The organism is Paenibacillus sp. MT86 (assembly GCF_058792535.1).
On sequence record NZ_CM179499.1, the window covers coordinates 998,442 to 1,022,606 of the forward strand.

Genomic DNA, 24,165 nt, shown 5'->3' on the forward strand with positions numbered 1-24,165 from the left:
ACCCTCGACAGATCGACTCCCGCCAGACGCTCCTGCCCCTTTTTGCAGGAAATCGCCTGCGGCAGGGCTAATACATCCACTTAGGGCATCCTGCCTAATCGTAAAAATGCGCATCATTTCCGTAGAAATGACTACGCTGATCCCGCTGGATTGTTGCTATGCTTGATAAAGCCGGAGGTGCAAGAGCCGATGAAGAACCGCTTCAAAAATCCGCTGGGCCGCATGAACATCAAACAGCAGATGATTCTGCTGTTCCTGGTGCTGGTCATTCCGTTATTCGGGCTGAACGCCTACGGGAATTCCATGGCCGGTCAGATCCTGAAGCGCCATGTGACCAATGCTTATATCGAACTGAACAAACAAAATTTCAAGCTGATTAACCGGGACATTGAAACCGTTAACAAAGTAACCTCCACGGTCATCCAGAACTCGCAGATCCAGCAGCTGGATCCCTTTGCCGAGGTTACCGTACTGGAACGCGTCAAAAATTACGAGCGGCTCGAAAAGATGCTGATTTCCTTCTCCCAAGAGACGGATGAGCGTGAACCGGTCTATTACTCGCTTTATGTGTACGACCCGGACAACAGCTACTTCTTTGCCCCGTATTACCCTGACCGCAGAAAAGCAGGGGTATATTTCTTCTCCGACGAGAAGGAGAAACCCGCTTGGTTCGATGAAGCCGTGGCGATGAAGGGGAACGGGTATCTGAAGCGCATGGCCAATCTGTCGCCGCCGGTGCAAGGACGCCAGGATCAAGAGACTTTAAGCTATGTGCGGGCCGTTAACAATATCTATCGGGGCGGTACCATCGGCGTACTGCTGGTCACCAATTTGGACGCGCGGATCGGCGAGTCGTTATCGACGGTCTCGATTCCGGATGGGGAGCTGTATTTTACGGATTGGGACGATAATATCCTGACCTCGTCGGTACAGGGCATGGCGGGCAAGCTGGAATTGCCGCCCGAAGCGGATCCGGGCGATTCCACGATCGGCGTCATGGACGTGATCACGTCGGATTTCATCTATGTCATCGATTACAATTACGTGCTCCAGCAGAAGCTGGTCTACAAGGTGCCCGTCAAAACGCTGCTTGCCCAGCAAAGCGAGATGAAGCGCGTCATACAGGTCATTTCCGTCGCTTATTTTGCCGTGGGCCTCATTATCGTCTTTTACTTCTGGCAGTCGCTGATGACGCCGCTCCAGAAGCTGGCGCATTTCGTGAGGAGGTACGAACCGGGAAACGTCGTGCCGGAAACCCCTTATCGGCGCAGAAAAGACGAAGTCAGCGTCCTGATCTCCACGATCTATGACATGGCCCGCCGACTGAATGACCTGATCCATTACAAATACAATATGGATTTGAAGCAGAAGGAAGCGCAGCTGCAGCTGCTCTATCAGCAGATCAATCCCCACTTGCTGTACAACACCCTGGAGAGCATTTACTGGAAGAGCACGATGGAGGGCAATACCGAGTCCGCCGAAATGATCAAGGATTTATCCAAATTGATGAAGATCAGTCTCAGCCGGGGCCGGGATCTTATCACGCTTGGGGAAGAGCTTGAGCATGCGGGGGCTTATATGAATCTCCAGCTGAACCGTTATGATTATCAGTTTACGATCCGATGGGACGTTCCCGAGGCATTGCTGGCGAACCATGTGCCGAAGATCACGCTCCAGCCGCTGCTGGAGAACGCGATCATTCATGGCATTAAAAATATGGGCGAGGACGGAATGATCCGCGTATCGGGTCATCTGGAGGGTGATCGATGCCGGATCGTCATTGAAGATAACGGCTTTCGCCCCGTGAACTACGAATCCATTCTCCGGCTGCTCCATGATGATGCACCCGATCATTCGCTGGGCTACGGCATCCGCAATATCCAGGAGCGGATCCGGCTGCATTTCGGCAGCCGCTACGGGCTGCAGTATGAGCCCGGGGAAGAAGGGGGAACCCGCGTGACGATCACGATACCGCGAACAGAAGCAGCAACCATTACAGCAACCGGACAGGAGGTTTCCTGATGTACAACATTTTGGTGGTAGATGACGAACCTTTGATATGCAAGGGCTTGGCAGGGCTGTTAACGTCCTCGGGCCTTGCCATCGATGGCATAACCACGGCTTACAGCGGGCAGGAAGCGCTGGACTACATACGGATGGGGGACATCGACCTGCTGGTCACCGATATCCAGATGGGCGAGATGAACGGCATTGAGCTGATGCAGCAGGCGAAGATCGTGAAGCCTTGGGTACAGACGATCATTATTTCAGCCCATGAAACATTTCAATACGCGCAGCGGGCGCTTCAGCTCGGAGCCAAGGATTATTTGATCAAACCGCTGAACAGCGAGCAGTTTCTGGATTCGGTACGCAGCGTGCTGCTCAAGATGGACCGGCCGGCGCCCCAGGTCGAGCCGCTTCTCATGGCCGATAATGAGCATTTCCGGATGGAGGAGCCGCCGTCCGAAAGAATAGAGCGGCTGAACGAGCGGCTCTCCATGGAGCCGGATCCATCGGCTGCTGCCGGTCCCGACGAGTCGGAGCTGGGCCTGGTCGGCCCTTATTTTGCCGTTATCAAAATGAAACTGGGACTGGCGGAAGAGCGCAGCGCTTCTTTTTCCAGTCATGATATAAACCTGATTCAATATGCCGCGCTGAATATCGCCAAGGAGCTGCTGGAGCAGGAGCCGCACACCTTAGTGTTCTATTCGCCGGAACGGGACGTCAACATCATCCTTCAATGGAGCGAGCAGGAAATGGAGGAGAACGCCAGCGGGAAAATCCATCACCTGGAGATGATCGGCCGGAGTCTGCACCACCATGTGGAGCTGCACCTGAAACGGAGCTGTACCGTGGGCATCAGCCAAATATTGAGGGGACGGGAATTCTTGAGCGTGCTCAGCCGCCAGGCGGACAAAGCGATGCTGTGGAGCGAGCAGCTGCACGATTTCCATGTCTTTTATTACGGGGATTTCAATTGGCACAATTATGCCCAGGAGACGTCGCAGGAGGTGCTTTCGAGCCAGAGCAACCGGATCGTGGAGAATACGAGGCAATATATCGACGAGCATTACCGCCAGAAGGGATTGACCATTCACGACGTAGCGAAGAACAATCACGTGAGCCCCAACTATTTGAGTTACCTGTTCAAAAAATATACCGGCAGCAGCCTGTGGGAGTATGTGGTGAAGCTGCGAATGGAGGAGAGCAGGGCATTGATCCTGAACACGGATCTCCGCCGGTACGAGATAGCCGAGCGGGTGGGGTATGAATCCCCGGAGCATTTCAGCAAAATCTTCAAAAAATACTACGGCGTCAGCCCAAGTGAGCTAAAGAAGTAAGATCCGTCATACTTCACATAGTTTTAGACATGTTCGAAGGCTCCCCGGCTTTTTTACAATAAAAGCTAGACATTGAATAAAGGAATGAGGGAGTCGGATGGAAGAAACGATCATGTCACAAGGCCAGGCTCTGATCGAGCCCGGCCGCCGCGCCCGGAAGGAGCATAAGCGCAAGCCGCTGTGGAGGAAGTATGTATGGGGGTATTTGTTCCTTGTCCCGGCCATAGCGATCTTTATCGTCTTTTTATGGGTGCCGATTTTCAAAGGGATCTTTTACAGCTTTTTTCATATCGATTTCGTAAAAGGCAATACCTTCGTCGGTTTGGATAATTACGCCAACGTTCTGAGCAATCCCGACCTGCTGCTATCGGTCAGGAATACGTTGTATTTCATGCTGTTAACGCTTGTCATCGGCTTCTGGGTGCCCATCGCCGCATCCATTGCCATCTCGGAGCTGAAGCTGTTTCAAGGGTTCGCCCGGATTGCCGCGTATCTCCCGTTTGTCGTGCCCGGGGTCGTGCTCTACGGCATGTGGCGATGGATGTACGATCCGGTGGGCCCGGTCAATGCGTTGTTCGGCTTCTTTGGGGCAGAGCCGGTATCGTTCATATCGGATAGCCGCTTCTCGATGGTATCGCTGGTCGTCATGGAGACATGGCAGCAATTCGGCTCGGCGATGCTGATCTATCTGGCCGGAGTGCTGAGCATACCGAAGGATTGGTATGAAGCCGCCGAAATCGACGGTGCCGGCGTGTGGGCCCGGATTAAATACATCACGCTTCCCTCGATGCGCAATCTGATTGTGCTCATGCTGATTCTGCAGCTGATCGGCACGTCACAGGCGTATCAATCGCAGCTGGCGATGCTGGATGGCGGACCGAACAAGGCCACGCTCACCTATGCGCTCCTTACCGTAAAATATGCGTTTAACCAGCTGGATTACGGGGCCGGAACCGCGATGGGCATCTTGATGTTCCTTGTGCTGAGTTTGCTGGGCATCCTGCAATTCAAGATGAACAGGGAGGAGTACTAGGATGAAAGAGAGAGGCATTCTGTCCGCTTCGGATTTGAGAAAACCGTGGAATAAGGCGGTTTACGGATTTATGGTGCTGTGCATTGCCGTGATGACCTTCACGATGCTGTACCCGATCGGCATGACGATGTTCAACGGATTGAAGAGCAATCAGGAAATCAACACGTTTCCGCCGCGCTTTTTCCCATCGGAATGGCATTGGGAGAACTTCCCGAAGGGGTGGGCATACATCGATCTGCCGATGTTTCTGAAGAATACGCTGCTGATTTTCGGCGGTAATCTGTTGGTCACGATTCTGGTGCTGGGCATGGCGGCATTCAGCATTTCCCGCATCCGGGTTCCGTATCATCGGGCCATCTATTTCTTCATTCTGATGACCTTGTTCATTCCGGCGTCGAGTTACATGATTCCGAATTTCGTCAATTTGAAGGAGCTCGGCCTGCTGAATTCCTACTGGGCCTTCTGGCTGCCGGCCGGAGCGAACGCGTACTTCTTCCTGCTGATCAAAAACTTCTTCGACGGCATTCACCCGGAGATCTTCGAGGCGGCGCGCATCGACGGCGCTTCGGAGATGAGCAGCTTCCTGCGGATCGCCATACCGCTATCCGTTCCGATCTTCGCGACGCTGGCGATTTTTACATTCTCCACGGCATGGAACGACTGGTTCTGGCCGTCGCTCGTCATGCAGACCCAGGACAAATATACGCTGGCTACGGCCATTTACAAGTATGTCATCAACGCAAGGAGCCTGGACAGCAGCGTTAAATTTTCGATCCTGTTCATGGTGATGGTGCCGCCGATCTTCGTATTTCTGGCGTTCCAGAAATTCATCATGCGCAGCGTCAGCCTCTCGGCCGTCAAAGGGTAGGGCAGCAGCGGTACACATCGTAGCCCTGCACACGATCGTCATATGAATGCACATCGTCCTTTCCGGATTTGGCTTTTATGATGGAGAGAGGAAAGGACATCATTATTTCAATAAGGAAAAGGGGAGTATCCATGCGCAAGTTCCCAGCATTACTGATCTGCCTTATGCTGTTCAGCTCCTTGCTCGCCGCATGCGGCGGCGGCAAAGCAGCGCCGGAGGTCACGAATACAGAGGGAGGGACCGCCAATTCGGGCGGGACGGCCACGACGCAAACGGAGGAGCCGAAGGAGGATATCACGGATCAAAAGATCACGATCAAGATTCACTATCCGCTGCCGGATGATACAACGCTGCGTCAGCAGGAGGATGATAAAATCGCCCGCTTCCAGGCGAAATATCCGAACGTGACCATCGTGAAGGACGACTGGCAGTACAGCGTCAACGAAATTGGGGTGAAGATGGCTTCGAACGAAGCGCCGACATTTTATAACACTTGGGCCACGGAGGCACAGCTGCTCGTGGAGAGGGGCTGGGTGGCCGACATTACGGAGTTCTGGAACGAATGGGAGTACAAGGACGACATGAATCCCGTGCTGCAGGATCAATTCATCGTGGACGGCAAGGTGTACGGCGTCACGCAGAACGGTTATATCACGTCTACGATCGTGAACAAGAAGCTGCTGGACGCGAAGGGCGTGCCCGTACCGCCGATGGATTGGACATGGGACGACATGTACAACACGGCGAAAGGCGCTGCGGACCCGAAGGCCGGCATCTCCGGAATCGCGCCGATGGGCAAGGGCAATGAGGCAGGCTGGAACTGGACCAACTTCCTGTTCGAAGCCGGCGGGGATATCGAAGTGAACGAGGACGGCAAAGTGAAAGCGGTGTTTAACTCGGAAGCCGGCGTGAAGGCGCTGGATTTCTACAAGAAGCTGAGATGGGAAGCAAACGCCATTCCGCAGGACTGGGCCCTCGGCTGGGGCGATGCCGTCAGCTCGTTCCAGCAAGGACGGACGGCGATGGTCATTGCAGGCGCATTTGACGTGATCCAGCCGGCATTGAACGAGGGCGGCATGAAGCCTGAGGACGTGCTTGCGTATCCGATGCCTGCGATGGAGAAAGGCGGAGCGCACCACGGCATTTTGGGCGGCAACTATCTGGTCATCAATCCGAATGCCACGAAGGAAGAACAGGAAATGGCATTCCGCTATATCACGTTTGATTATTTTACGGATGATGCGCTGAAATCGGTGGAAGATACGATCAATGCCCGCAAAGCCGAGGGCAAATATTTTGTGCCGACGCCGCTGGAATATTTCAGCGACGATTCGGAGTATGCGGCGAAGGTGAAGGCGATCTACGATAAGTACGACAACGTCTATGAATACGATCCGCAGCTCTTCAGCCTGTTGGAAGGAAAGCCTGAAGCGCAATTCGGCACGCAGGATTATTATGCCGCGATGTCCAACGTCGTGCAGGAATCGTTCTCGAAGGAAGGCACGGATTCCAAGAAGCAGCTGGACGAAACGGCCAAGCTGGTTCAGGAGAATTTCTTCGATAAGATCGAACAGAAGTAGGAAAGAGGCCATTTGATTGCCCGTGAATCTAGTAAATAAACGTAATAGAACAACCCGCCCAAGGATTATCCTTGGGCGGGTTGTTTCTGTTTCATAGGGATGACCGTGGAATCGATTAGTAGATCTCGCTCGCATCCGCCGGCAGCTGCCGGACATGCTGCAGGAAGCCCGTTACGCGCTGATCCTGCCCCATATCGTATTCAAAGCCCAGCTGCTTGGCGACATCCAGCGCGGTTCTGCGGAACATCGCTCCCATCGTAAACAGCGCCTTCCACACCTCTTCGTAGGTTCCGCGAGGGTAGGTGGACATCAGCTCGTTCCAGCTGTCCGCAGACATATAGTTTTTCAGGTACTTGCCGTTCTTGCCCACGCTGAGCGAGAAATCGGTCTGTGTGCCCACCTGCCACTCCAGCATTTTCATCAGCATCGGACGCATGATGTTGTGAAGATGGTCCTGGGCATACAGGATTTCTTCCCGCCACAAGCCTTTGGCGACATACGTGGATACCCACCAGAACTCGTTGCAGCAATCCTCGAAAAAGGCCGCCGACGGACGCTGTACCCAGAAATCCTCGTCGGACGGAGAAGGAACCTTGGGAAAGGTTTGATCTTTATCCATTAAGATCTGGATCAGTTTGTCTTCCTTGCAGTATTTCTCCTTCTCCTCGATGGGGATCAAGGTCATGTCAATCCGGTTCCCGTCGGTAAATAACATCAGGTATGAGAACCAGCCTCCGAGGTCGGGAGGGAACAGGTCCATATCTTCCGGCGTCTGCAGAATCAACCGTTCCCCGAAGACGTCAATCCAGTTTGGATCCTGGATAAAGCTCTCCATATCCGTAACATGAAAGCTGATGTCGTAATCCTGAAAAATATCCTTAGGCACGTTGGGATTCGTTCGGGAGCCTTCCAGGGTCACGGCCCGAACCCGCTCATCGCGGGCTGCATAGCCCAATACCAAATCCATCATTTCTTGCTCGCTTCTCATATGTTCGTAGCCTCCGTATTCGTATTTGGACTACCGACGATTCGAATCGAACAGGTCAGGAGGTCCACGGATCCGGATCGTAGAAGCATGGCATGGATGTGGAGCAGGTTATAACTTGTTCAACAGCTTTTTCATGAGGAAATCTCCTTTCGCGTTCTTTGAATTTATCTAGGTTAATTCTTCATGGCCTTAAAAGATTCCTCCGCGGCCTCAAGCGTTGCCTCGATGTCCGCATCCGTATGGGCCGTGGTCATGAACCAGGCTTCGTATTTGGAAGGGGCCAGGTTCACGCCGCGGTCCAGCATGTGGCGGAAGAAGGCCGCAAAGGCTTCGCCGTCGGTATCCTGCGCTTCGTCATAGTTCGTTACCGGATGATCGCAGAAGTGCGTGGAGAAGGAGCCCCGGATGCGGTTGATCGTGAGCGGAACGCCATGGCGGTCTGCGGACGCTTGCAGGCCTTCCGTCAATTTGATGGTCAAGCGCTCCATCTCCTCATACACGCCTTCGCCCTGCAATACCTCCAAGCAGGCGATTCCGGCCGCGATGGAGGCCGGATTGCCAGCCATGGTTCCCGCCTGATAAGCCGGGCCGAGCGGAGCAACCTGCTCCATCACGTGCTTCCGGCCGCCGTAAGCGCCGATTGGCAGTCCGCCGCCGATGATTTTGCCCAGAGCCGTAAGATCCGGCTGAATCGCCTCGTGATTGGCCAGACCCGCATAGGTTTGGGTGGATCCGTAATGGAAGCGGAAGGCGCTGATAACCTCGTCATAGATGACCAGCGACCCGTTGTCGTGCGTCATCTGGCACAGTCCTTCGAGGAATCCCGGCTTCGGCATGACCATTCCGAAGTTGCCGACGATCGGCTCGACCATCACGGCGGCCACATCTTCGCCCCATGCTTCGAGGGCAGCGCGCAGGCCTTCCAGATCGTTGAAAGGAACGGTAATGACTTCCGTGGCAATGCTGGCCGGGATGCCGGCGCTGTCCGGAATGCCGAGCGTGGAAGGCCCGGAGCCCGCAGCCACGAGGACCAGATCGGAGTGGCCATGGTAGCAGCCGGCGAACTTGATGATTTTGTTGCGCTTGGTGTAAGCGCGGGCGACCCGAATCGTGGTCATGACGGCCTCGGTGCCGGAATTGACGAAACGTACCTTGTCCATGGACGGGATGGCTTCCTTCAGCATTTTGGCCAAGGTAATTTCAAGCTCCGTCGGCGTTCCGTATAGGGTGCCGTTTTGGGCAGCCGCCGTGATCGCCGCCGTAATATGCGGATGGGCGTGTCCGGTAATGATCGGGCCGTAAGCCGCCAAGTAATCGATATATCGGTTGCCGTCCTCGTCCCAGAAGTGGGCTCCGCTTGCGCGTTTCATGAAGACGGGGGCACCGCCGCCTACGGCTTTAAACGAACGGGAGGGGCTGTTTACGCCGCCTACGATATGCTGCAGCGCTTCTTGATACAGGGCTTCGGAACGATTTCTTGAGGTTGACATGATAGTAAAACTTCCTTTCTTCATGAAGCAGGACAGGAAGCTAGATTGACGTAGCGCCCTGTCCTGATTGCTGTAAGTGTATTAGTTGCGATCCGTTGTCGCAGATGGTGTTGCGGAGCTTTCAGAGTCGCTGTTCTCGGAGTCGATATTCCCGGAATCGGTGTTCCCGGAATCACCTTCCGTGCCTTCGCCGCCTTCGGTCTCGGGGTCTGGCGTCGGCGGGTTCATGATGTCCTGGATATACTGCTTCAGCGTATCCGGATTGCCGACCGTTAAGACGGCGGCGCCGCCGATATGTTCTTCCTTCAGGAGTTTCATCGGTGGTACCTGCTCGCTGCCGCTCATTTTGCTCTTGTAGGCGACGTTCGCAAGCTTCCACATATCCTCGACATCGAGATTCGTATCAATATAAGGGCTGACGGACTTCAGGATGTCCGGAAGCTTCATGATGGAAGTGGTGGTCTGCATTTTCTTGGCTACGGCCTTCAGGAGCTCGCGCTGCCGCTCGGTGCGGGTGAAGTCGCCCATCGCATCATAGCGGAACCGGACGTATTGCAGTGCCGCATTGCCGTCCAGATGCTGCATGCCTTGCTTCAAATCAATGTCGTACTCGTTCTTGTCGGCTTTACTTGAATAACTCATGTCCTTCTCCACGTAGAAGTCCACCCCGCCGACGGAATCAACCAGCTTCATGAAGCCCTGGAAGTCCGTATAGACGTAGTATTGAATCGGTATGCCCAGCAGATCGCCTACCGCCTTCATGGCCGTGTTCGGGCCGTGCGTGATGGCCGTATTGATACGGTTTCTGTCATACCCGGGTATTTCTACGTAAGTATCGCGCAGAATAGAGAATAAGTGCATTTTCTTTTTTACGGGATCAATCGAGGCAACAAGCATACTGTCGGAACGAGGAATTTCCCCTTCCTCGAAACCGCGCGCATCGACGCCCATCAGCAGAATGTTAACCGTCTCCTTGCCTTCCCACTCCGGCGGGGCAGGGACTTTGGCATCCACCTTCTCTATTTCCCGAAAAGGGGAGGCTTCGCCAGTTTTCTGAAGACTTTGCAAGCCGTCATAAAACGAGGCCGCATAATAGATGCCGTAACCGATGACGGCGGCCAGTATGATGCTGACACTCCATATAATCGTCTTCTTTGTTTTTTTGGTCATTGGGTTCTTCCTTTCGGATTACGCTGATGAATAAATTCGATAGAACATTTGAACATTCGACATTCATTCTATTATAATTTTTTTCGAAAAGACAATCAATTTTACGGGCCTAAAGTCCGTATAGCAGGAGTTGAGCCTTATCGCAGACCAAAAGCAGTTGAAGATTGGAAGCAAGGTGCCGGATTTTTCACTTCCGGCTTCGAACGGGGAGAAGGTAGCATTAAGCGATTTTCGTGGGCGCAAAGTCGTGCTGTTCTTCTATCCGAAAAATATGACCCCAACCTGCACTGAGGAGGCTTGCAGCTTCCGGGACAACTATGGTGCGTTGGAGCAAGCCGGCGCAGTCGTGATCGGGATCAGCCCCGATCCGCTGAAATCCCACGCCAAATTCATCGATAAGCATAGCCTGCCCTATTTGCTCTTGTCTGATGAGGAGCATAAGGTAAGCGAAATGTTCGGCGTATGGCAGATGAAGAAGATGTTCGGCCGTGAATATATGGGTATTGTACGCTCAACCTTCTTGATTGATGAGAAGGGGAAGCTGGCCGGCGAGTGGCGGAAGGTGAAAGTGAAAGGCCATGTCGAAGCGGTTCTCGCAGCCGTGCTGTCATAGCTATATATGAAGAACGGTCCCTCGGCATGCCTGAACAGGCATGGTAAGGGACCGTTTTTTTTGAAAATATCTTGCAAGCAGGGAGCCTCGAATGAGGGGCTTATCACCTAAATCAGAGGATTTGGCCAACCTGAATGAATCAGAACTTCAAGAACGTACCCGTCCGATATTCGCGGAAGGCTTCGTTCACTTCTTCCTCCGTGTTCATGACGAAGGGACCGCGGGCCGCCACGGGCTCCCGCAACGGCTCGCCTGCGTACAGAACAAAGCGAAGAGGCTCCGCAGCCGCTGCCCGTATTTCGCTAGGTTTTCCGTCGATTCCAGCGCCCAGCCACAACACCTGGCTTTTAGCCGCGTTTACGCCATTGCCTCCGAAGGTTCCGCTGCCCTCAAGGATGTAGATGAAGCCATTATAACTGCCGGGCAGGTCCTGCGCGATGGAAGCGCCGGGCTCCAGCAGCACCTCGACCATCGTGACCGGAACATGATTTTCGGTAGCGGATACGACATCGCCGGAAGAACCGGAGAAGACTCGCACAACCGCGCCATCCTCTTGTCGGATCGGCATATCCGCGCCTTTCAGGTTCTGGTAGCGGGGAGTCGTCATCTTCTGCTCGCGGGGCAGATTGATCCAGAGCTGCAGGACGTGGGCCGTTAGGCCTTCTGACGGCACTTCGTTGTGGATGACGCCGCTTCCCGCCGTCATCCACTGCACGTCTCCAGGCCCTAGCACGCCGCCCTTGGAGAGGCTGTCATAGTGTTCAACGGTTCCATCGATGACAAAAGTAACGGTTTCGATTCCCCGATGGGGATGGTCGTCGAATGAACCGGCCTGGAACTTGTCCTCCATCATCCCGAGAAACGGATCGGCTTTGCTCCAGTTTCCAAATTCGATGACGGGTCCTGAGGCATGGATGGAGCTGTGCCGCCGAAGAACGACATCCCGGACTTCCGTAATATCACGCTGAATGACCGCTTGGTGATTCATATGTCTATCATCCCTTCCGAGTTCTGGATTTGAATTCAGTTTACTAGTAATGTGAATAGTAATCAAGGGACGTAAGAAAATATCAGATTCTAGTCTTTTTTTGAATCGCCCTCCATATAATCTATCAGGAAGCCGAACTCATAGAAACGATGGAGGTAGAGTTGATAATGAAAAATATGGTGCGGGTTACATCGATAGCGGTATTCTTCGGCGTTGTGGCAGTGCTGATCATGATCGGCATGGGACTTGAGGTTCAGGCGCCGATGGCAGACTATGCGGAGCAGGCCCCTTTAGCAGCGGCCCCCCTGACAGCAGTGCCAGAGCAGAATGTTCAAGCAAAGACCCGGGAGGCAAGCAAGCCGGTCGTCACCACTGCAATCAAGAAACCATCGGCTGTGAACGCCGCACCTGTTCAATATAAGAAGAAGCCTAGCGACAAAACGGTATACCTGACATTTGATGACGGACCATCGGATTTAACGCTCGACGTGCTGGATATTTTGAAGCGGGAAGGAATCAAAGGCACGTTTTTTGTACTGGGCAAGGAGGCGGAGACCCGTCCCGAAATTATCAACCGCATCTATGAGGAAGGCCATGTGATCGGGAATCATACATATGATCATCGTTATGACGAGCTCTACGGGCATTTTCAGGATTTCTGGGGACAGATTAAGAAAACCGAGGAAATCATCCGTTTGATTACAGGGGAACGGCCGCAGCTGGTCAGAGCTCCCGGGGGGACGGCCGGGCATTTCGACGAAGCTTATTTTCAATACATGAAGCAGGGGGGATATCATGTATTCGATTGGAATGTCGACAGCGGCGATTCCAGGTATAGGGGCGTCCCGGCTAAAGACATCGTAAAGGGGGCGACCACGAAAGTGAACGGCATGGAGGCGATCGTGCTTCTCCATGACGGTAAAGGCCATGCCGAAAGCGTCAAGGCTCTGCCTGACATTATTTCTTATTATAAAAAGCAGGGCTATGCCTTTGACGTGCTGTCTCCGGAAACCGAGCCCGTTCAATTTCGTGCTCAGCAGACCGCCCGCAAGGCTTCACAGCCTTCACAGCAGTGGGTTCGCGAGCACGTCGCCGTCAACGCCGCGTTATTCGGGACCGGGCGAACGCTGGCCGTGGAATTCGGAGGGCTTGAAACCGCGTTTGCTGCAGGCGAATACAAGCTGGTCGACGGCCGGCTGATGGTTCCGCTGCGCGCTTTGGTGGAGCGGCTTGGCGGAAGCGTATCCTGGAAGTCTCACAACAAGACCGTGCAGGTGACGCTGGCAGGGAATCGCTGGGAAGCCGACCCGTTGGGAGGCTTGCTGTTCCCCATGCAAACCGGCGGCAAGCCGGTGTCCTCCGATGTTCATTTAATCGGCGGCACCGCTTGGATTCCGCTTCGGGAAGCGCTTGACTTTTCCGGCCGACCTGTTACAAGAGTGACATATGAAGAAGGCGAGTATCGCGTTCTAACTTTGTAGTCGAAAATTGTATTTTATGTTTGTAATTATGCTTCACAAGTTATAGACTAGTACTTAGAGATATTTATCACAATCCCTAAGATTGTTTCAGATAAAGGAGGGGGAAGTTTCCCCCTGCTTTATTTTTGGCGATAGTGAGTCACCCATAAGTTCGCACTTTTGTAAGTGATGCATAATAGATACCGGTTATCCCAAAATTAAAGCTAGCCGGTACGATCGTCGCCAAGTTCATCTTGGGAATTCACTTAAAGAAAAGGAGGCAATTCATTATGACAGAAACATCTTCTCCACAGCCGTCCGAAACTCCGGAAAATGTTGTAGGAAACCAAGAAGCTGCGGCGTCCAGCCGTCCTGATGTGCTGCTCGAACAACTGCTCAAGCCCGAGGTTCAGGAATCCCTCACAACTCTCGTGGACAATCTTCCAAAACTTACGGAAATGCTGACCGTCATGACTAAGGCGTATGACTTCGGTAAATCCGTAGCTACGGATCCCGTGCTAGCGGAAGACACCATGGCTTCCCTGAGCGGATTCGCGAAGCCGATCACGACAACAGCAAAAAGCGTTGCATCTGCAGCCATCGAAGCCGGAGACCGCGTACACGCTCAAGGCGACCAAGCTCAGATCGGCGTATTTGGTCTGATGAAAATGCTGAAAGATCCTCAGGTTCAAAAGGGTCTTCGCTATGCTCAGGCTTTTTTGGACGTTCTTAACGAGCGCGACCAACAAAACAAGCGTTAATCCATAAATCATACGAAGAACGGAGGATGGTCATGTCTAAACATATTTTAATTTTGGGCGGAGGCTATGGCGGCTTGCTTAGTGCGCTTTCTGCACGCGAGCATTTTGGTGCTGCCGCAAAAATCACGCTGATCAACCGTTTCCCAACCCATCAGATCATTACGGAATTGCACCGTCTGGCAGCAGGCAACATCGCAGAGAAGGCAGTAGCTTTGCCGCTCGATAAGCTTCTGCGCGGCGCGAACGTTGACCTGCGCATCGGCAACGTTAAGGAAATCAAGCCGGATGAGCGTTCGGTTTCCCTCGACGACGGCGGAAACTTTACCTATGATGCCCTGGTTATCGCGCTGGGCAGCGAAACGGCATTCTTCGGCATTCCGGGACTGCAAGAGAACAGCTTTATTCTGAAGTCCGTGAACGATGCTAACCGTCTGCGTGCTCATGTGGAGTCCCGCATTGCGGAATACAGCAAAACCAAAAACAAAGCGGACGCTACCATCGTGGTTGGCGGCGGCGGCTTGACAGGCGTTGAGCTTGTTGGCGAATATGCCGATATGAGAAGCGAGCTGGCTCGCAAATACGGTATCGACCCACAAGAAATCACGCTTTATTGTGTTGAAGCAGCTCCTTCCATTCTGCCGGGCTTCCCTGCAGAACTGGTTGACCGTGCGACAACAAGCCTGCAAAAACGCGGCGTGAACTTCCTGACCGGATTGCCGATTACCAAAATGGACGGCACGACCGTTGAACTGAAAGACGGCAGCACGATTGAAACCAGCACCTTGGTATGGACTGGCGGCGTACAGGGCAACTCCGTTGTGGCTAACTGCGGCATCGAAGTCAACCGCGGACGTGCGGTTGTCAACGAATTCCTGCAATCCGCTTCCCATCCTGACGTATACGTTGCCGGCGACAGCGCGGTTGTTATGGGACCGGAAGGCCGTCCATACCCGCCAACGGCACAGCTGGCATGGCAAATGGGCGAGCTGATCGGCTACAACATCTTCGCTCAATTGAACGGCGGCGCACCAGCTTCCTTCAACCCGGTATTCTCCGGTACGCTCGGCAGCTTGGGACGTAAAGACGCCATCGGCACCATCGGCGCCAACAAAACCCAATTGAAAGGTCTGCCTGCAACCTTGATGAAGGAAGCAAGTAACATGCGTTACCTGTCCCACATCAACGGTTTGTTCACGCTGGCTTACTAAGCCTGGAAGGCGACATTATATCCAAATACAAGAGATGGACCCGGAATGATTCGGGTCCATCTTTTTTTATTGCGCAGCCCAAACATAAGCGCATGGACTTAGGGACAACGTCAGGAAAACATAATACGATGGATACACCCGAAGCGAGGATGCAAGCAGGGAAGGGATTCCCGGGCGCCGCTCCCGACGGGATGTGGGAGAAGGAGGTAAGAAAGGGCAGAATGGATGAGCGTCCAGAGCGAAGAAGAAAGAAGGTCAGATAGTTATGTAAGCGCTATCTCAAATGTTCGCAATTTTCATTTCATGAAACAGGAGGGAGCATGTATGCGGGGATACCGTCGTCTTCATTCGATCGTGATTCAACTGTTTTTGTTTTTTTTCATCGGCACAACACTCCCGGTTCTCATCATGGGTTTCCTTTCGTATCACAAATCGGCCTCGATCGTGGAGGAGCAGGTCAGTAAAGTGGCTTCCCTCACGATCACCCAAGTCAGCGACAAGCTGAACATGTTCTTCAAGAAACTGGACGACTCCTCGATGATGGTGCTGAACAGCAAAGTGGTTCACGGCATACTGGAGGATCAGGATATCAGTAAATACGACCTGACGTTGAAGGTGAAGGAGGGGAAGGACCTGCTGACGTCCATCATGATTAATTCGCCGGAGATCTTGGATGTATACGTGTTTGACGTGCAGCGGAACAATTCGGTCCTGAGCGCGGATTCCTTGATGTCCATCCCGGACCAGTGGGATTCGCCTTGGTATCGGGCGATATTGGAGGCGAACGGGCAGGCGGTATGGTTCGGCTTGTCGGATACCTCCTACCTGAAGCAAACGGGAATGGGATTTCCCGTGTTCGGGCTGGGCCGGGCAATCCGGAGCTGGGATACGGGGGAGATCGTCGGGGTGATGTTCATCGAAATTATGGGGGATGTCCTGATCGATGAATTAAACCATGTCCAATTCGGCGACACGGGGTATATGTACGTGGCGAATGACGAGAATCGCTACTTTTACCATCCCGATCCATCGATGTACGGGAAGCAGTCCAGGATCAAGCTGCCCTCGGGTTTGACGGAATACAACCTGAATAACAACAAAACGCTGATGATCCCCTCGCGCCTGAACAACGGCTGGCATGTGGTCGGCATGGTGCCGCTTAAGGAGCTGACGGCCGATTCCGCCAGCATCCGGAGTTTCACGGTCTGGATCGTATTCGGATCGATTCTAGCCGCGATCGGCATCGGATATTTCATGACGAGGAGAATCGGCAATCCGCTCGTTCAGCTGAGTCGCTTGATGCGCAGAAGCGAGGCAGGCGATTTATCGGTCCGCAGCAAGAACGTAGGTCCCAGCGAGATCGGTCAGCTGGGCCGAAGCTTCAACAAAATGATAGAGCAGATCGATCTGCTCATCAGGCGGATCGCCGCGGAGGAGTCCGAGAAGAAAAAAGCCGAAATCCGCGCGCTGCGGTATCAGATCAATCCCCATTTTCTCTACAATACGCTGAACTCGATCCGCTGGATGGCCAAGCTGAATCGAACGAATGACGTGGACCGATCGGTCACGGCCCTGGTTCATCTGCTGGAGGGGAGCCTGGAGCGCAACGGTGTGTTTATAAGGCTTGGAGATGAATTGGAGCTGCTTCGGAAATATATGATCATCCAGAATTACCGTTATGACCACCCAATCGAGCTGCGGATCGATTGCCCCGAGGAAATGGAGGACCTCCACGTTCCCCGGATGCTGCTGCAGCCGATCGTGGAGAATGCGATCTTTCACGGAATTGCCCCGCTTGATGAAGGGGGCGTCATTCAGATCCGGATAACATTGCAGCAGCAGGATGTCATGGTGCGGATCGAAGACAACGGAATCGGCATTAAGCCTGAACGGATCAAGGGACTGCTGTCGTATGAGCAGGATCATTCCAAGCATGGCATGACCCATATCGGCCTGCGTCATGTTCACCAAACGGTCCAGCTGTATTACGGCAGCAGGTACGGGGTATGGGTGGAAAGCACGGAAGGCGGAGGCACGAGGGTCACGGTCACGTTTGCGAAACAAAGGGGGGACGATTATGTACAGAGTGCTGCTCGTGGATGACGAAGCGATCGCGCGTACGGGACTGCGCTCGACCTTCGATTGGGAGAAATACGGTTACCGGCTTGTCGGGGAGGCCTCCAATGGACAACGGGCCATGAAATGGATCGTAAACGGGGATCTGGACATTCTGATCACGGATATCGCGATGCCGGTCATGGACGGCCTGGAATTGACCCGCCGGACAAGGGAGCTTTGTCCATGGGTGAAGGTACTGCTGCTCAGCTGTCACAGCGATTTCGAATTCGTGCGGGAAGGCATCAGGCTTGGCGCATCGGATTATATCCTTAAGCCGACGCTGGACGCGGACTCCCTGGTCGCCGTCCTTGATCACATGCGATTGAAGCTGGAAGAGGAGAAGCAGATGCAGCGGATTCTGACCGAGCATGAGCAGCAGCAGCGGCTGAATAAGAAGAAGGCTGCCGGAAAAATGCTCTTTCAGGCGCTGTCCGGTGAGCCGGACGCGCTCGCGAAGCTGGAAGCATGGAACCGTAACGGCCCGTACCTGCTGGCCGTGCTCCAGCTAGATTCGGACCTGGGCGGTGCCGCGGCCGGGGGACAGCCAAAGGATTGGCAGGAGGAGATCGAACGGTTCATGGGACAGTTATACGACCAGGCGCCGGAGGCGCTGGCAGCTCGACTGGAAACGGACCGGATCGCAGTCTGCTTACCGTTAAGGGATGAAGCAAACGGGCAGGCTTCAGAGCACGAAGGAGCTATCCGCCTGCCGATCCGGAGCACGATGGGGCTCAGCAGGAGATATAACAGCATGGATAAGCTGCAAGAAGCGTTTAGAGAAGCCGCTGAAAGCCTGGAGGGCCTCTTCTTTCATCGAGATCAACAGATATTGCGGGCAGAGGAGCTTCCCCTGACCGATGCCGATTCGGCTCAGGAGAGGCCGGCTGCCGAGCTGCATGCCCTAAGGGCCGCGCTGACCGTCGGAAACATGGACATAAGCGAGGAACGTCTGCAGTCCATTATGCAGCGCTGGCGTCCCGGACGGATGAAGAAGCCGGCGGTCCTCCGGGAAGCGGAGGAGCTTCTGAGCTTGCTTGCTATGTTTCATCTTCCCGGCGGCCCGCCGCTTCCGCAGATCGGGGAGGTGGGCAAGCTTCGCTCGGTGGAGGAAGTGAAGAAGCTGGTGCTCCAAGGCTTCCATGCGCTGCGGGAGGAAGCCATGCGCCACCCTGTACCGGAATCCACGTTGCATGAGCGGATCGTGCTGCAGGCCGTCCGATATATTAAGGCGCGCTTTACCGAGCCGATCTCCCTGCAGGAGGTGGCGGACGAAGTGGCCGTCAGCCGCAACTATTTTAGCGAGTTGTTTAAGCGCGTCACGGGACACAACTTCATTGACTATGTCATTGATCTCCGCTTGAAACGGGCCAAGGAGCTGCTTTCCACAACATCGCTGCGTGTGTATGAAGTGGCGGATCGTTCCGGATTCAATGACGTCAAATACTTCAGCAAGCTGTTCAAGAAAATGGTAGGCATGACGCCAGCTGAGTACCAGGGACAGCATCGAAAATAAGCGGGATTTCATAGGATCGGAAAAGAAACCACTTTTTCGGAACATAATCCGTTCAAAAGCTTTTTGCCAAAATTTTATAATTAAAGCGTTTACAAAAGCTATGCCAGCGAGTCCAAATCTGGTTTGAATGGAGGAAATGAAATGACAAGGAAACAGGTGAGAGGGTCATTGCTTGCAATCATTCTTCTACTATCATCCATACTCCAAGCGTGTGGAGGCGGCGGAACATCAGAAGGCGGGGAGTCCGGAAGCGGCGAGAAGGTCAAGATCAAATGGGCGACCTGGGGAAATCCCGGCGAGCTTAGCCGCTTTCAGGAGCTGACGAAGGAATTTAATAAGAATCACTCGGACATTGAGGTCGAATTTATTCCGATTCCGGGCGAGTATGATCAGAAAATATTAACCCAATTAACAGGCGGGACGGCTCCGGATATCTTCTATGCAGGCGACGCCCTGGTCGTGAAACTGATCGAGAATCAGAGCATTGAGAATTTGACGACGTATATGGAAGCTCCGGAAAGCGTGATCAAGAAAGAGGATTATTTCGAAGGCTTGTGGGGCGCAGCCGTGCGGGATGACCAGATCTTCGGGGTACCGGTGGATTGTAACCCGATGGTGCTGTGGTACAACAAGAAGGTGCTGAAGGAAGCAGGGATAACCGAGATGCCGGCCGATCTTCAGGCGAACGGACAGTGGACCTGGGACAAATTCAAGGAGATGGCGGACAAGATCAGGGACAGCAAAAAGTACGGCTACGTGCTGGATAACTCCTGGAACAGCTACCACAGCTGGGTTACTTCCAACGGCGGCCGGGTGTACGACGACGAAGGGAATTTCGTAGCGGCTTCGGATCCGAAGGCGATGGAGGCTTTCCGCTTCCTGTACGACAACGTGAAATCCAAAAACATCACCTTCTCCGGCACGCTTCCGAAAGGGCAAGGCGGGGACGCCATGTTCATGTCCAACCAGGTCGGATTCGTTGCTGCAGGCCGCTGGTACCTGCCGCTGTTCAAGAAGAATCAAGGACTTGAATATGACGTAGTCACATGGCCAACCAATACCGGCAATAAGATCGAGCCGGCCGGTATTCCGACCGCATACATGGTGATGAACAAGGCATCGAAGAATAAGGAAGCGGCATACACCTTCTTCTCCGAGTACGTAAGCAAAGAGGGCCAACGCTTCCGCCTGCAGGGCGGCGGCAATGCCGTCCCGTCGGTACAGGGAACGGATGAGGTGGTGCTGGAAGGGAATCTGCCGGAGCACGCCCAGTTATTCCTGGACGCGCGCGAGATCGGGTATTCCCTGACTCCGTTCGAGGCGGGCATTCCCGGGCTAAGCCAGGATATAACGTCCAAGTTCGAGGCGCTGTGGCTAAAAGATCAGGAGCTTGAAAGCTCCTTGAAGGATATACAGGATATGGCCAACAAGAAAATTCAGGATTACAAGAGCGGCAATAATTGATCCAGCTCTGGGGAGGAACGGTGAGATGAAATGAACACGCAGCCTGCAGGAAGCTCCGGAGCCGCTCCTTCTCCGGAGCGGTTTCCGGAGAGGAGAACAACCTTAAAGAGCAAGACGTCCGACGGTTTGTGGGGGTACTTTTTTATCTTTCCCCAGATGATCGGTTTGATCGCTTTTTCATTGGTTCCGCTCATCTCGGCTTTTGTCATCAGCATGATGAACTGGGACGGCATGGGGGCGAAGAAGTTTATCGGACTCCAAAATTTCGTGTCCCAGCTTCAGGATGAGGAGTTCCACATCGCTTTGGTGAACACGGTGTATTACACGATTCTGTCGGTACCGACCGGCATCGTTCTCGCCATGCTGGTGGCGGTGGGCTTAAACCGGGTTCGCGGAAAGATTCTGTACCGGCTGATCTACTTCATGCCGAACATTACGATGTCCGTCGCCGTGGCCGTCGTGTTTATGTGGCTGTTCAACGCCGACTTCGGCCTCATTAACATGTACCTGCAGCAGTGGTTCGGGATAACGGGCCCCTCCTGGCTGACGGATTCCAGGTACGTGATGCCTTCGATTGCCCTGCTGAGCGTCTGGATGGGGCTGGGAGGCAACATGGTGCTGTTCCTGGCCGGACTTCAGGGCATATCGAGAAGCTATTACGAGGCGGCCGAGATTGACGGCGCCGGCAAATGGCAGCAGTTGATCCATATTACGATTCCGCTGCTGTCCCCGACGACCTTTTTCGTGACGATCATGTCCATCATCGGTTCCTTTCAGGTGTTCGACCAGTCGTTTGTCATGACCTCCGGCGGACCGGCGAAGGCCAGTTATACGCTTGTCTATCACATCTACGAGACGGCCTTTGCGGACTTTACCTTTGGCAAGAGCACGGCGTCGGCGGTCATCCTGTTCGTGATGATCCTGTCGCTCACCTTGTTCCAGATGAAGATGTCCAAGCGGTGGGTGCATTACGAAGACTGACGATTCGAACCTAGGAAGGAGGAAAACGAATGATACATCGGGGATTGAGGATGTCCACCGTGGTGCTGCATATCGTGCTGATTTTAGGCGCCTGCCTGATGGCCCTGCCGTTTGTGTGGATGGTGCTCAGCTCGCTCAAGGATTTGTCGCAAGTATTCGTCGTGCCGCCCAAATGGATTCCGGATCCGTTCATCTGGTCCAATTATAAGGATTCGCTGACGGCCCTGCCGTTCGGGCGCGCGTATTTCAACAGCTTCTACATCAATATCATCGTGGTGGTTTCACAGCTGGTTACCTGCTCCATGGCGGCTTATGCTTTTGCCAAAATCACGTTCCCGTTCCGGGAGCCGCTGTTCGTCCTGTTTCTGGCAACGATGATGGTGCCGGGACAGGTGACCATTATTCCGCTCTATCTGATCATGAAAAATATCGGATGGCTGGATACGCATCTGGCGATTATCGTCCCTTCTGCGCTGCTGAACGCCTTCGGGGTATTTTTGCTCCGGCAATTCTTCAGGGGCATTCCGAAGGAAATGGAAGAGGCGGCCATCGTGGACGGCGCGAATCGCTGGACGATCTACGCCCGGATCATGATTCCTCTAATCAAGCCGGCTTTATCGGCACTCGGGATATTTACCTTCCTCGGGATGTGGAACAACTTCTTTAACCCGCTGATTTTTCTCAGCAGCACGGATAAGTTTACCGTGCCGATGATGCTGAATTTGTACCGGGGCATGTATGCAACGGATTGGACGCTGATGATGGCGGGGGCTTCCATTGCGCTCGTCCCGGTGCTCATCGTGTATATCATCGGGCAGAAATATATTATTGAAGGCGTTACGTTATCCGGGATTAAGGGATAGGCCAGCTTGAGCAGACCGTAAGCGGGGTTCCTTTGTACAAAGGAACCCCGCTTACGGTTATTTGTGTTTGTGTTCCTGTAGTATATTCTCATAGATATACTAGTATGGTAGTATAAGTAAAAATGAGTACGCTTACATTATTCGCTTGGTAAAGGAGGACGAGGGCGATGTTCAATGTGCTTCTGGTGGACGACGAACCATGGGTCTTGGAGGGATTGAGAACGATGATCGACTGGGAACGGTTCGGATTCCAAATATGCGGGGAAGCCCTGAGCGCTCCCGAAGCGCTAAAGCTAATGGAACAATGGAAGCCTGAACTGGTGATGACGGATATCCACATGCCAGTCCTGAACGGCCTGGAATTGATTGAGCACAGCAAACGGATACTGCCTCTTCCTCCGAAATTCGTTATTTTGAGCGGATATGATGATTTTGGATACGCGCATCAAGCCATGCGCCAACGGGTTGCCGAGTATTTGCTGAAACCGATTGATGACGAGGAGATCGAGGCAGTGCTTGCCAAGCTCAGCCATGAGATCCAGGACGAACGAGACGCTGAACGCAGCAACCGGAAGAAAGCCGGCCTTGCCGTCCATTATTTGTTGAACCGGCTCATTCGGGAAGAGTTGAGTCCTGATTTGGCCGAGCAAGCCAGCAATGCGATGCAAATCCAGGGCGAGCCGCTGCTGCAGTGCCTATTGATTGAAACAGGGATTACTGAAACGGGAGTGGATTGGATCGAATGGATGACCGATAACGGGCCCCCGAGCTTACTGGGATGCTTCCAGGACAATAGCGGGAGCATCGGAGTGGTGCTGCATGTCGAGCATTCGACTCCGGATGAGGTCATGGAGACTGCGCTACTGTTGCAGTCTGCTCTGGCCCGGGAGCTTGAAGGGCCGGTTATCGTGGCGTTAAGCGGCACAGGGGAGGGAATCCAGGCGATCGGAAAGCTTTACAGGCAAAGCGCGGAGGTGCGCGACGATAAGCGAAGCCAAGGCCGAAGCGGCGTGTTTTGTTGCCAAGAACCGAGAGGAGCGGAGCGGCTCCGGGGACTTCCCTGCGGAAGGATGGACGACTTGCTTTCCATGATTATGGCGGGGGAGCATGCGTCCATCGAGTCATGCTTGGCGCGGATTTTTACGGCCATGCCCGATCATCTCCTCCACCTAAGGGCTTTTCAAGCCGATGTGGCCGATCTGGAATTGAAGCTGTGTCGAAGAATCGCGGAAATGAATGGAGATCCGGATCTATTCATGAACCGGCTGCAAAGGAAGCTTGGTCATCTGAGTGATGCTTGCCATAAAGCGCCGTTGAAGAATTATATGCGGTTGCTCGCGTTTGAGGCCGCTTCGCAGCTGGAAGAGTTAAGCAAGCTTAACGAGCACAACACCATTTTTCAAGTGATTCAGTATGTCGACCGGGAGTACCGGAGCAGGCTTCAGCTTCAGGATTTGGCACGACATTTCCATATGAACGCCACCTATTTGGGGCAGCTGTTCAAGAAGCATGCTGGCAAGCCGTTCAAGGAATACCTGAATGACAAGCGGATCGAGGAGGCCAAGCTGCTGCTGAAACGGAGCGGAATGAAGGTTTCCGAGATTGCGCTCCATGTCGGGTTCCCGAACGCGGACTATTTTATCCATAAGTTTAAGTTGACGACCGGGATTCTGCCCTCGAATTACAAGACTCATGTTGAAAGCAAGCAGCGCTAAACCGGGAGGGT

General features: G+C 53.6%; 19 protein-coding genes. 15 read left to right on the plus strand and 4 right to left on the minus strand.

Annotated elements, in window-relative coordinates:
- The first annotated feature begins 189 nt into the window (after positions 1-189).
- The 5 genes from AC3RCL_RS04325 (at position 190) to AC3RCL_RS04345 (ending at position 6,822) form a co-directional block, all read left to right on the plus strand.
- Complete coding sequence (locus AC3RCL_RS04325; protein ID WP_492534633.1) at positions 190-2,022, plus strand: sensor histidine kinase; 1,833 nt, start codon at positions 190-192, stop codon at positions 2,020-2,022.
- Entirely contained in the window at positions 2,022-3,341 is a 1,320-nt protein-coding gene (locus AC3RCL_RS04330) for a response regulator (protein WP_375121882.1), read from the plus strand. Before AC3RCL_RS04325 ends, AC3RCL_RS04330 begins: the two co-directional genes overlap by 1 nt.
- 97 nt (positions 3,342-3,438) lie before the next feature.
- On the plus strand, positions 3,439-4,374 hold the full coding sequence (locus tag AC3RCL_RS04335) for a carbohydrate ABC transporter permease (protein ID WP_332296542.1): 936 nt from the start codon (positions 3,439-3,441) through the stop codon (positions 4,372-4,374).
- 1 nt (position 4,375) lies between these two features.
- Positions 4,376-5,242 carry a carbohydrate ABC transporter permease gene (locus tag AC3RCL_RS04340; RefSeq protein WP_090912776.1) on the plus strand — a complete coding sequence of 289 codons (867 nt, stop codon included), beginning with the start codon at positions 4,376-4,378 and terminating at the stop codon, positions 5,240-5,242.
- A 131-nt stretch (positions 5,243-5,373) separates the two neighbouring features.
- A complete protein-coding gene (locus tag AC3RCL_RS04345) occupies positions 5,374-6,822 on the plus strand; it encodes an ABC transporter substrate-binding protein (protein ID WP_492534634.1) in 1,449 nt (482 codons plus the stop codon).
- A gap of 115 nt (positions 6,823-6,937) precedes the next feature.
- Here the strand turns inward: AC3RCL_RS04345 and AC3RCL_RS04350 are convergent, their stop codons facing one another.
- The 3 genes from AC3RCL_RS04350 to AC3RCL_RS04360 form a co-directional block, all read right to left on the minus strand.
- On the minus strand, positions 6,938-7,810 hold the full coding sequence (locus AC3RCL_RS04350) for an aminoglycoside 6-adenylyltransferase (RefSeq protein ID WP_192569725.1): 873 nt from the start codon (positions 7,808-7,810) through the stop codon (positions 6,938-6,940).
- A 173-nt stretch (positions 7,811-7,983) separates the two neighbouring features.
- A complete protein-coding gene (locus AC3RCL_RS04355) occupies positions 7,984-9,300 on the minus strand; it encodes a glutamate-1-semialdehyde 2,1-aminomutase (RefSeq protein WP_096776993.1) in 1,317 nt (438 codons plus the stop codon).
- Positions 9,301-9,381: 81 nt separating this feature from the next.
- Positions 9,382-10,470: an LCP family protein gene (locus tag AC3RCL_RS04360; RefSeq protein ID WP_192569724.1), complete on the minus strand. Its 1,089-nt coding sequence runs from the start codon at positions 10,468-10,470 to the stop codon at positions 9,382-9,384.
- Between the two features lie 130 nt (positions 10,471-10,600).
- Here AC3RCL_RS04360 and bcp point away from each other — a divergent pair, with 130 nt between their 5' ends.
- Positions 10,601-11,083 (plus strand): thioredoxin-dependent thiol peroxidase, encoded by a 483-nt coding sequence (gene bcp / locus AC3RCL_RS04365; protein ID WP_012819045.1) that lies wholly within the window; start codon positions 10,601-10,603, stop codon positions 11,081-11,083.
- 139 nt (positions 11,084-11,222) lie between these two features.
- Here the strand turns inward: bcp and AC3RCL_RS04370 are convergent, their stop codons facing one another.
- Positions 11,223-12,071, minus strand: a complete 849-nt coding sequence (locus AC3RCL_RS04370) for a pirin family protein (RefSeq protein WP_492534635.1) — start codon at positions 12,069-12,071, stop codon at positions 11,223-11,225.
- A 167-nt stretch (positions 12,072-12,238) separates the two neighbouring features.
- Here AC3RCL_RS04370 and AC3RCL_RS04375 point away from each other — a divergent pair, with 167 nt between their 5' ends.
- The 9 genes from AC3RCL_RS04375 (at position 12,239) to AC3RCL_RS04415 (ending at position 24,154) form a co-directional block, all read left to right on the plus strand.
- Positions 12,239-13,552 carry a polysaccharide deacetylase family protein gene (locus AC3RCL_RS04375; RefSeq protein WP_492534636.1) on the plus strand — a complete coding sequence of 438 codons (1,314 nt, stop codon included), beginning with the start codon at positions 12,239-12,241 and terminating at the stop codon, positions 13,550-13,552.
- Positions 13,553-13,821: 269 nt separating this feature from the next.
- On the plus strand, positions 13,822-14,292 hold the full coding sequence (locus AC3RCL_RS04380; protein ID WP_009591098.1) for a DUF1641 domain-containing protein: 471 nt from the start codon (positions 13,822-13,824) through the stop codon (positions 14,290-14,292).
- A gap of 32 nt (positions 14,293-14,324) precedes the next feature.
- Positions 14,325-15,500 (plus strand): NAD(P)/FAD-dependent oxidoreductase, encoded by a 1,176-nt coding sequence (locus AC3RCL_RS04385; protein ID WP_009591109.1) that lies wholly within the window; start codon positions 14,325-14,327, stop codon positions 15,498-15,500.
- A 324-nt stretch (positions 15,501-15,824) separates the two neighbouring features.
- Positions 15,825-17,603, plus strand: a complete 1,779-nt coding sequence (locus AC3RCL_RS04390; RefSeq protein ID WP_192569721.1) for a sensor histidine kinase — start codon at positions 15,825-15,827, stop codon at positions 17,601-17,603.
- On the plus strand, positions 17,578-19,131 hold the full coding sequence (locus AC3RCL_RS04395) for a response regulator (RefSeq protein ID WP_492534637.1): 1,554 nt from the start codon (positions 17,578-17,580) through the stop codon (positions 19,129-19,131). Before AC3RCL_RS04390 ends, AC3RCL_RS04395 begins: the two co-directional genes overlap by 26 nt.
- 141 nt (positions 19,132-19,272) lie before the next feature.
- Positions 19,273-20,595 carry an ABC transporter substrate-binding protein gene (locus AC3RCL_RS04400; RefSeq protein WP_009591115.1) on the plus strand — a complete coding sequence of 441 codons (1,323 nt, stop codon included), beginning with the start codon at positions 19,273-19,275 and terminating at the stop codon, positions 20,593-20,595.
- Between the two features lie 30 nt (positions 20,596-20,625).
- Entirely contained in the window at positions 20,626-21,576 is a 951-nt protein-coding gene (locus AC3RCL_RS04405; protein WP_036664374.1) for a carbohydrate ABC transporter permease, read from the plus strand.
- A 29-nt stretch (positions 21,577-21,605) separates the two neighbouring features.
- The gene (locus tag AC3RCL_RS04410; protein WP_012819052.1) at positions 21,606-22,439 is read left to right on the plus strand and encodes a carbohydrate ABC transporter permease; all 834 of its coding nucleotides are present in this window, start codon (positions 21,606-21,608) and stop codon (positions 22,437-22,439) included.
- Between the two features lie 167 nt (positions 22,440-22,606).
- Positions 22,607-24,154, plus strand: coding sequence for a helix-turn-helix domain-containing protein (locus AC3RCL_RS04415; protein ID WP_492534638.1), 1,548 nt, complete (start codon positions 22,607-22,609; stop codon positions 24,152-24,154).
- Positions 24,155-24,165 lie beyond the last annotated feature (11 nt).

Bases quoted from the DNA above. Each gene is read 5' to 3' on its own strand.
- AC3RCL_RS04390 (WP_192569721.1), top strand. From the start codon at position 15,825: ATGCGGGGATACCGTCGTCTTCATTCGATCGTGATTCAACTGTTTTTG.
- AC3RCL_RS04345 (WP_492534634.1), top strand. From the start codon at position 5,374: ATGCGCAAGTTCCCAGCATTACTGATCTGCCTTATGCTGTTCAGCTCC.
- AC3RCL_RS04400 (WP_009591115.1), top strand. From the start codon at position 19,273: ATGACAAGGAAACAGGTGAGAGGGTCATTGCTTGCAATCATTCTTCTA.
- AC3RCL_RS04330 (WP_375121882.1), top strand. From the start codon at position 2,022: ATGTACAACATTTTGGTGGTAGATGACGAACCTTTGATATGCAAGGGC.
- AC3RCL_RS04395 (WP_492534637.1), top strand. From the start codon at position 17,578: ATGTACAGAGTGCTGCTCGTGGATGACGAAGCGATCGCGCGTACGGGA.
- AC3RCL_RS04370 (WP_492534635.1), bottom strand. From the start codon at position 12,071: ATGAATCACCAAGCGGTCATTCAGCGTGATATTACGGAAGTCCGGGAT.
- AC3RCL_RS04340 (WP_090912776.1), top strand. From the start codon at position 4,376: ATGAAAGAGAGAGGCATTCTGTCCGCTTCGGATTTGAGAAAACCGTGG.
- AC3RCL_RS04385 (WP_009591109.1), top strand. From the start codon at position 14,325: ATGTCTAAACATATTTTAATTTTGGGCGGAGGCTATGGCGGCTTGCTT.
- AC3RCL_RS04335 (WP_332296542.1), top strand. From the start codon at position 3,439: ATGGAAGAAACGATCATGTCACAAGGCCAGGCTCTGATCGAGCCCGGC.
- AC3RCL_RS04355 (WP_096776993.1), bottom strand. From the start codon at position 9,300: ATGTCAACCTCAAGAAATCGTTCCGAAGCCCTGTATCAAGAAGCGCTG.
- AC3RCL_RS04380 (WP_009591098.1), top strand. From the start codon at position 13,822: ATGACAGAAACATCTTCTCCACAGCCGTCCGAAACTCCGGAAAATGTT.
- AC3RCL_RS04415 (WP_492534638.1), top strand. From the start codon at position 22,607: ATGTTCAATGTGCTTCTGGTGGACGACGAACCATGGGTCTTGGAGGGA.
- AC3RCL_RS04410 (WP_012819052.1), top strand. From the start codon at position 21,606: ATGATACATCGGGGATTGAGGATGTCCACCGTGGTGCTGCATATCGTG.
- AC3RCL_RS04325 (WP_492534633.1), top strand. From the start codon at position 190: ATGAAGAACCGCTTCAAAAATCCGCTGGGCCGCATGAACATCAAACAG.
- AC3RCL_RS04405 (WP_036664374.1), top strand. From the start codon at position 20,626: ATGAACACGCAGCCTGCAGGAAGCTCCGGAGCCGCTCCTTCTCCGGAG.
- AC3RCL_RS04375 (WP_492534636.1), top strand. From the start codon at position 12,239: ATGAAAAATATGGTGCGGGTTACATCGATAGCGGTATTCTTCGGCGTT.
- AC3RCL_RS04350 (WP_192569725.1), bottom strand. From the start codon at position 7,810: ATGAGAAGCGAGCAAGAAATGATGGATTTGGTATTGGGCTATGCAGCC.
- AC3RCL_RS04360 (WP_192569724.1), bottom strand. From the start codon at position 10,470: ATGACCAAAAAAACAAAGAAGACGATTATATGGAGTGTCAGCATCATA.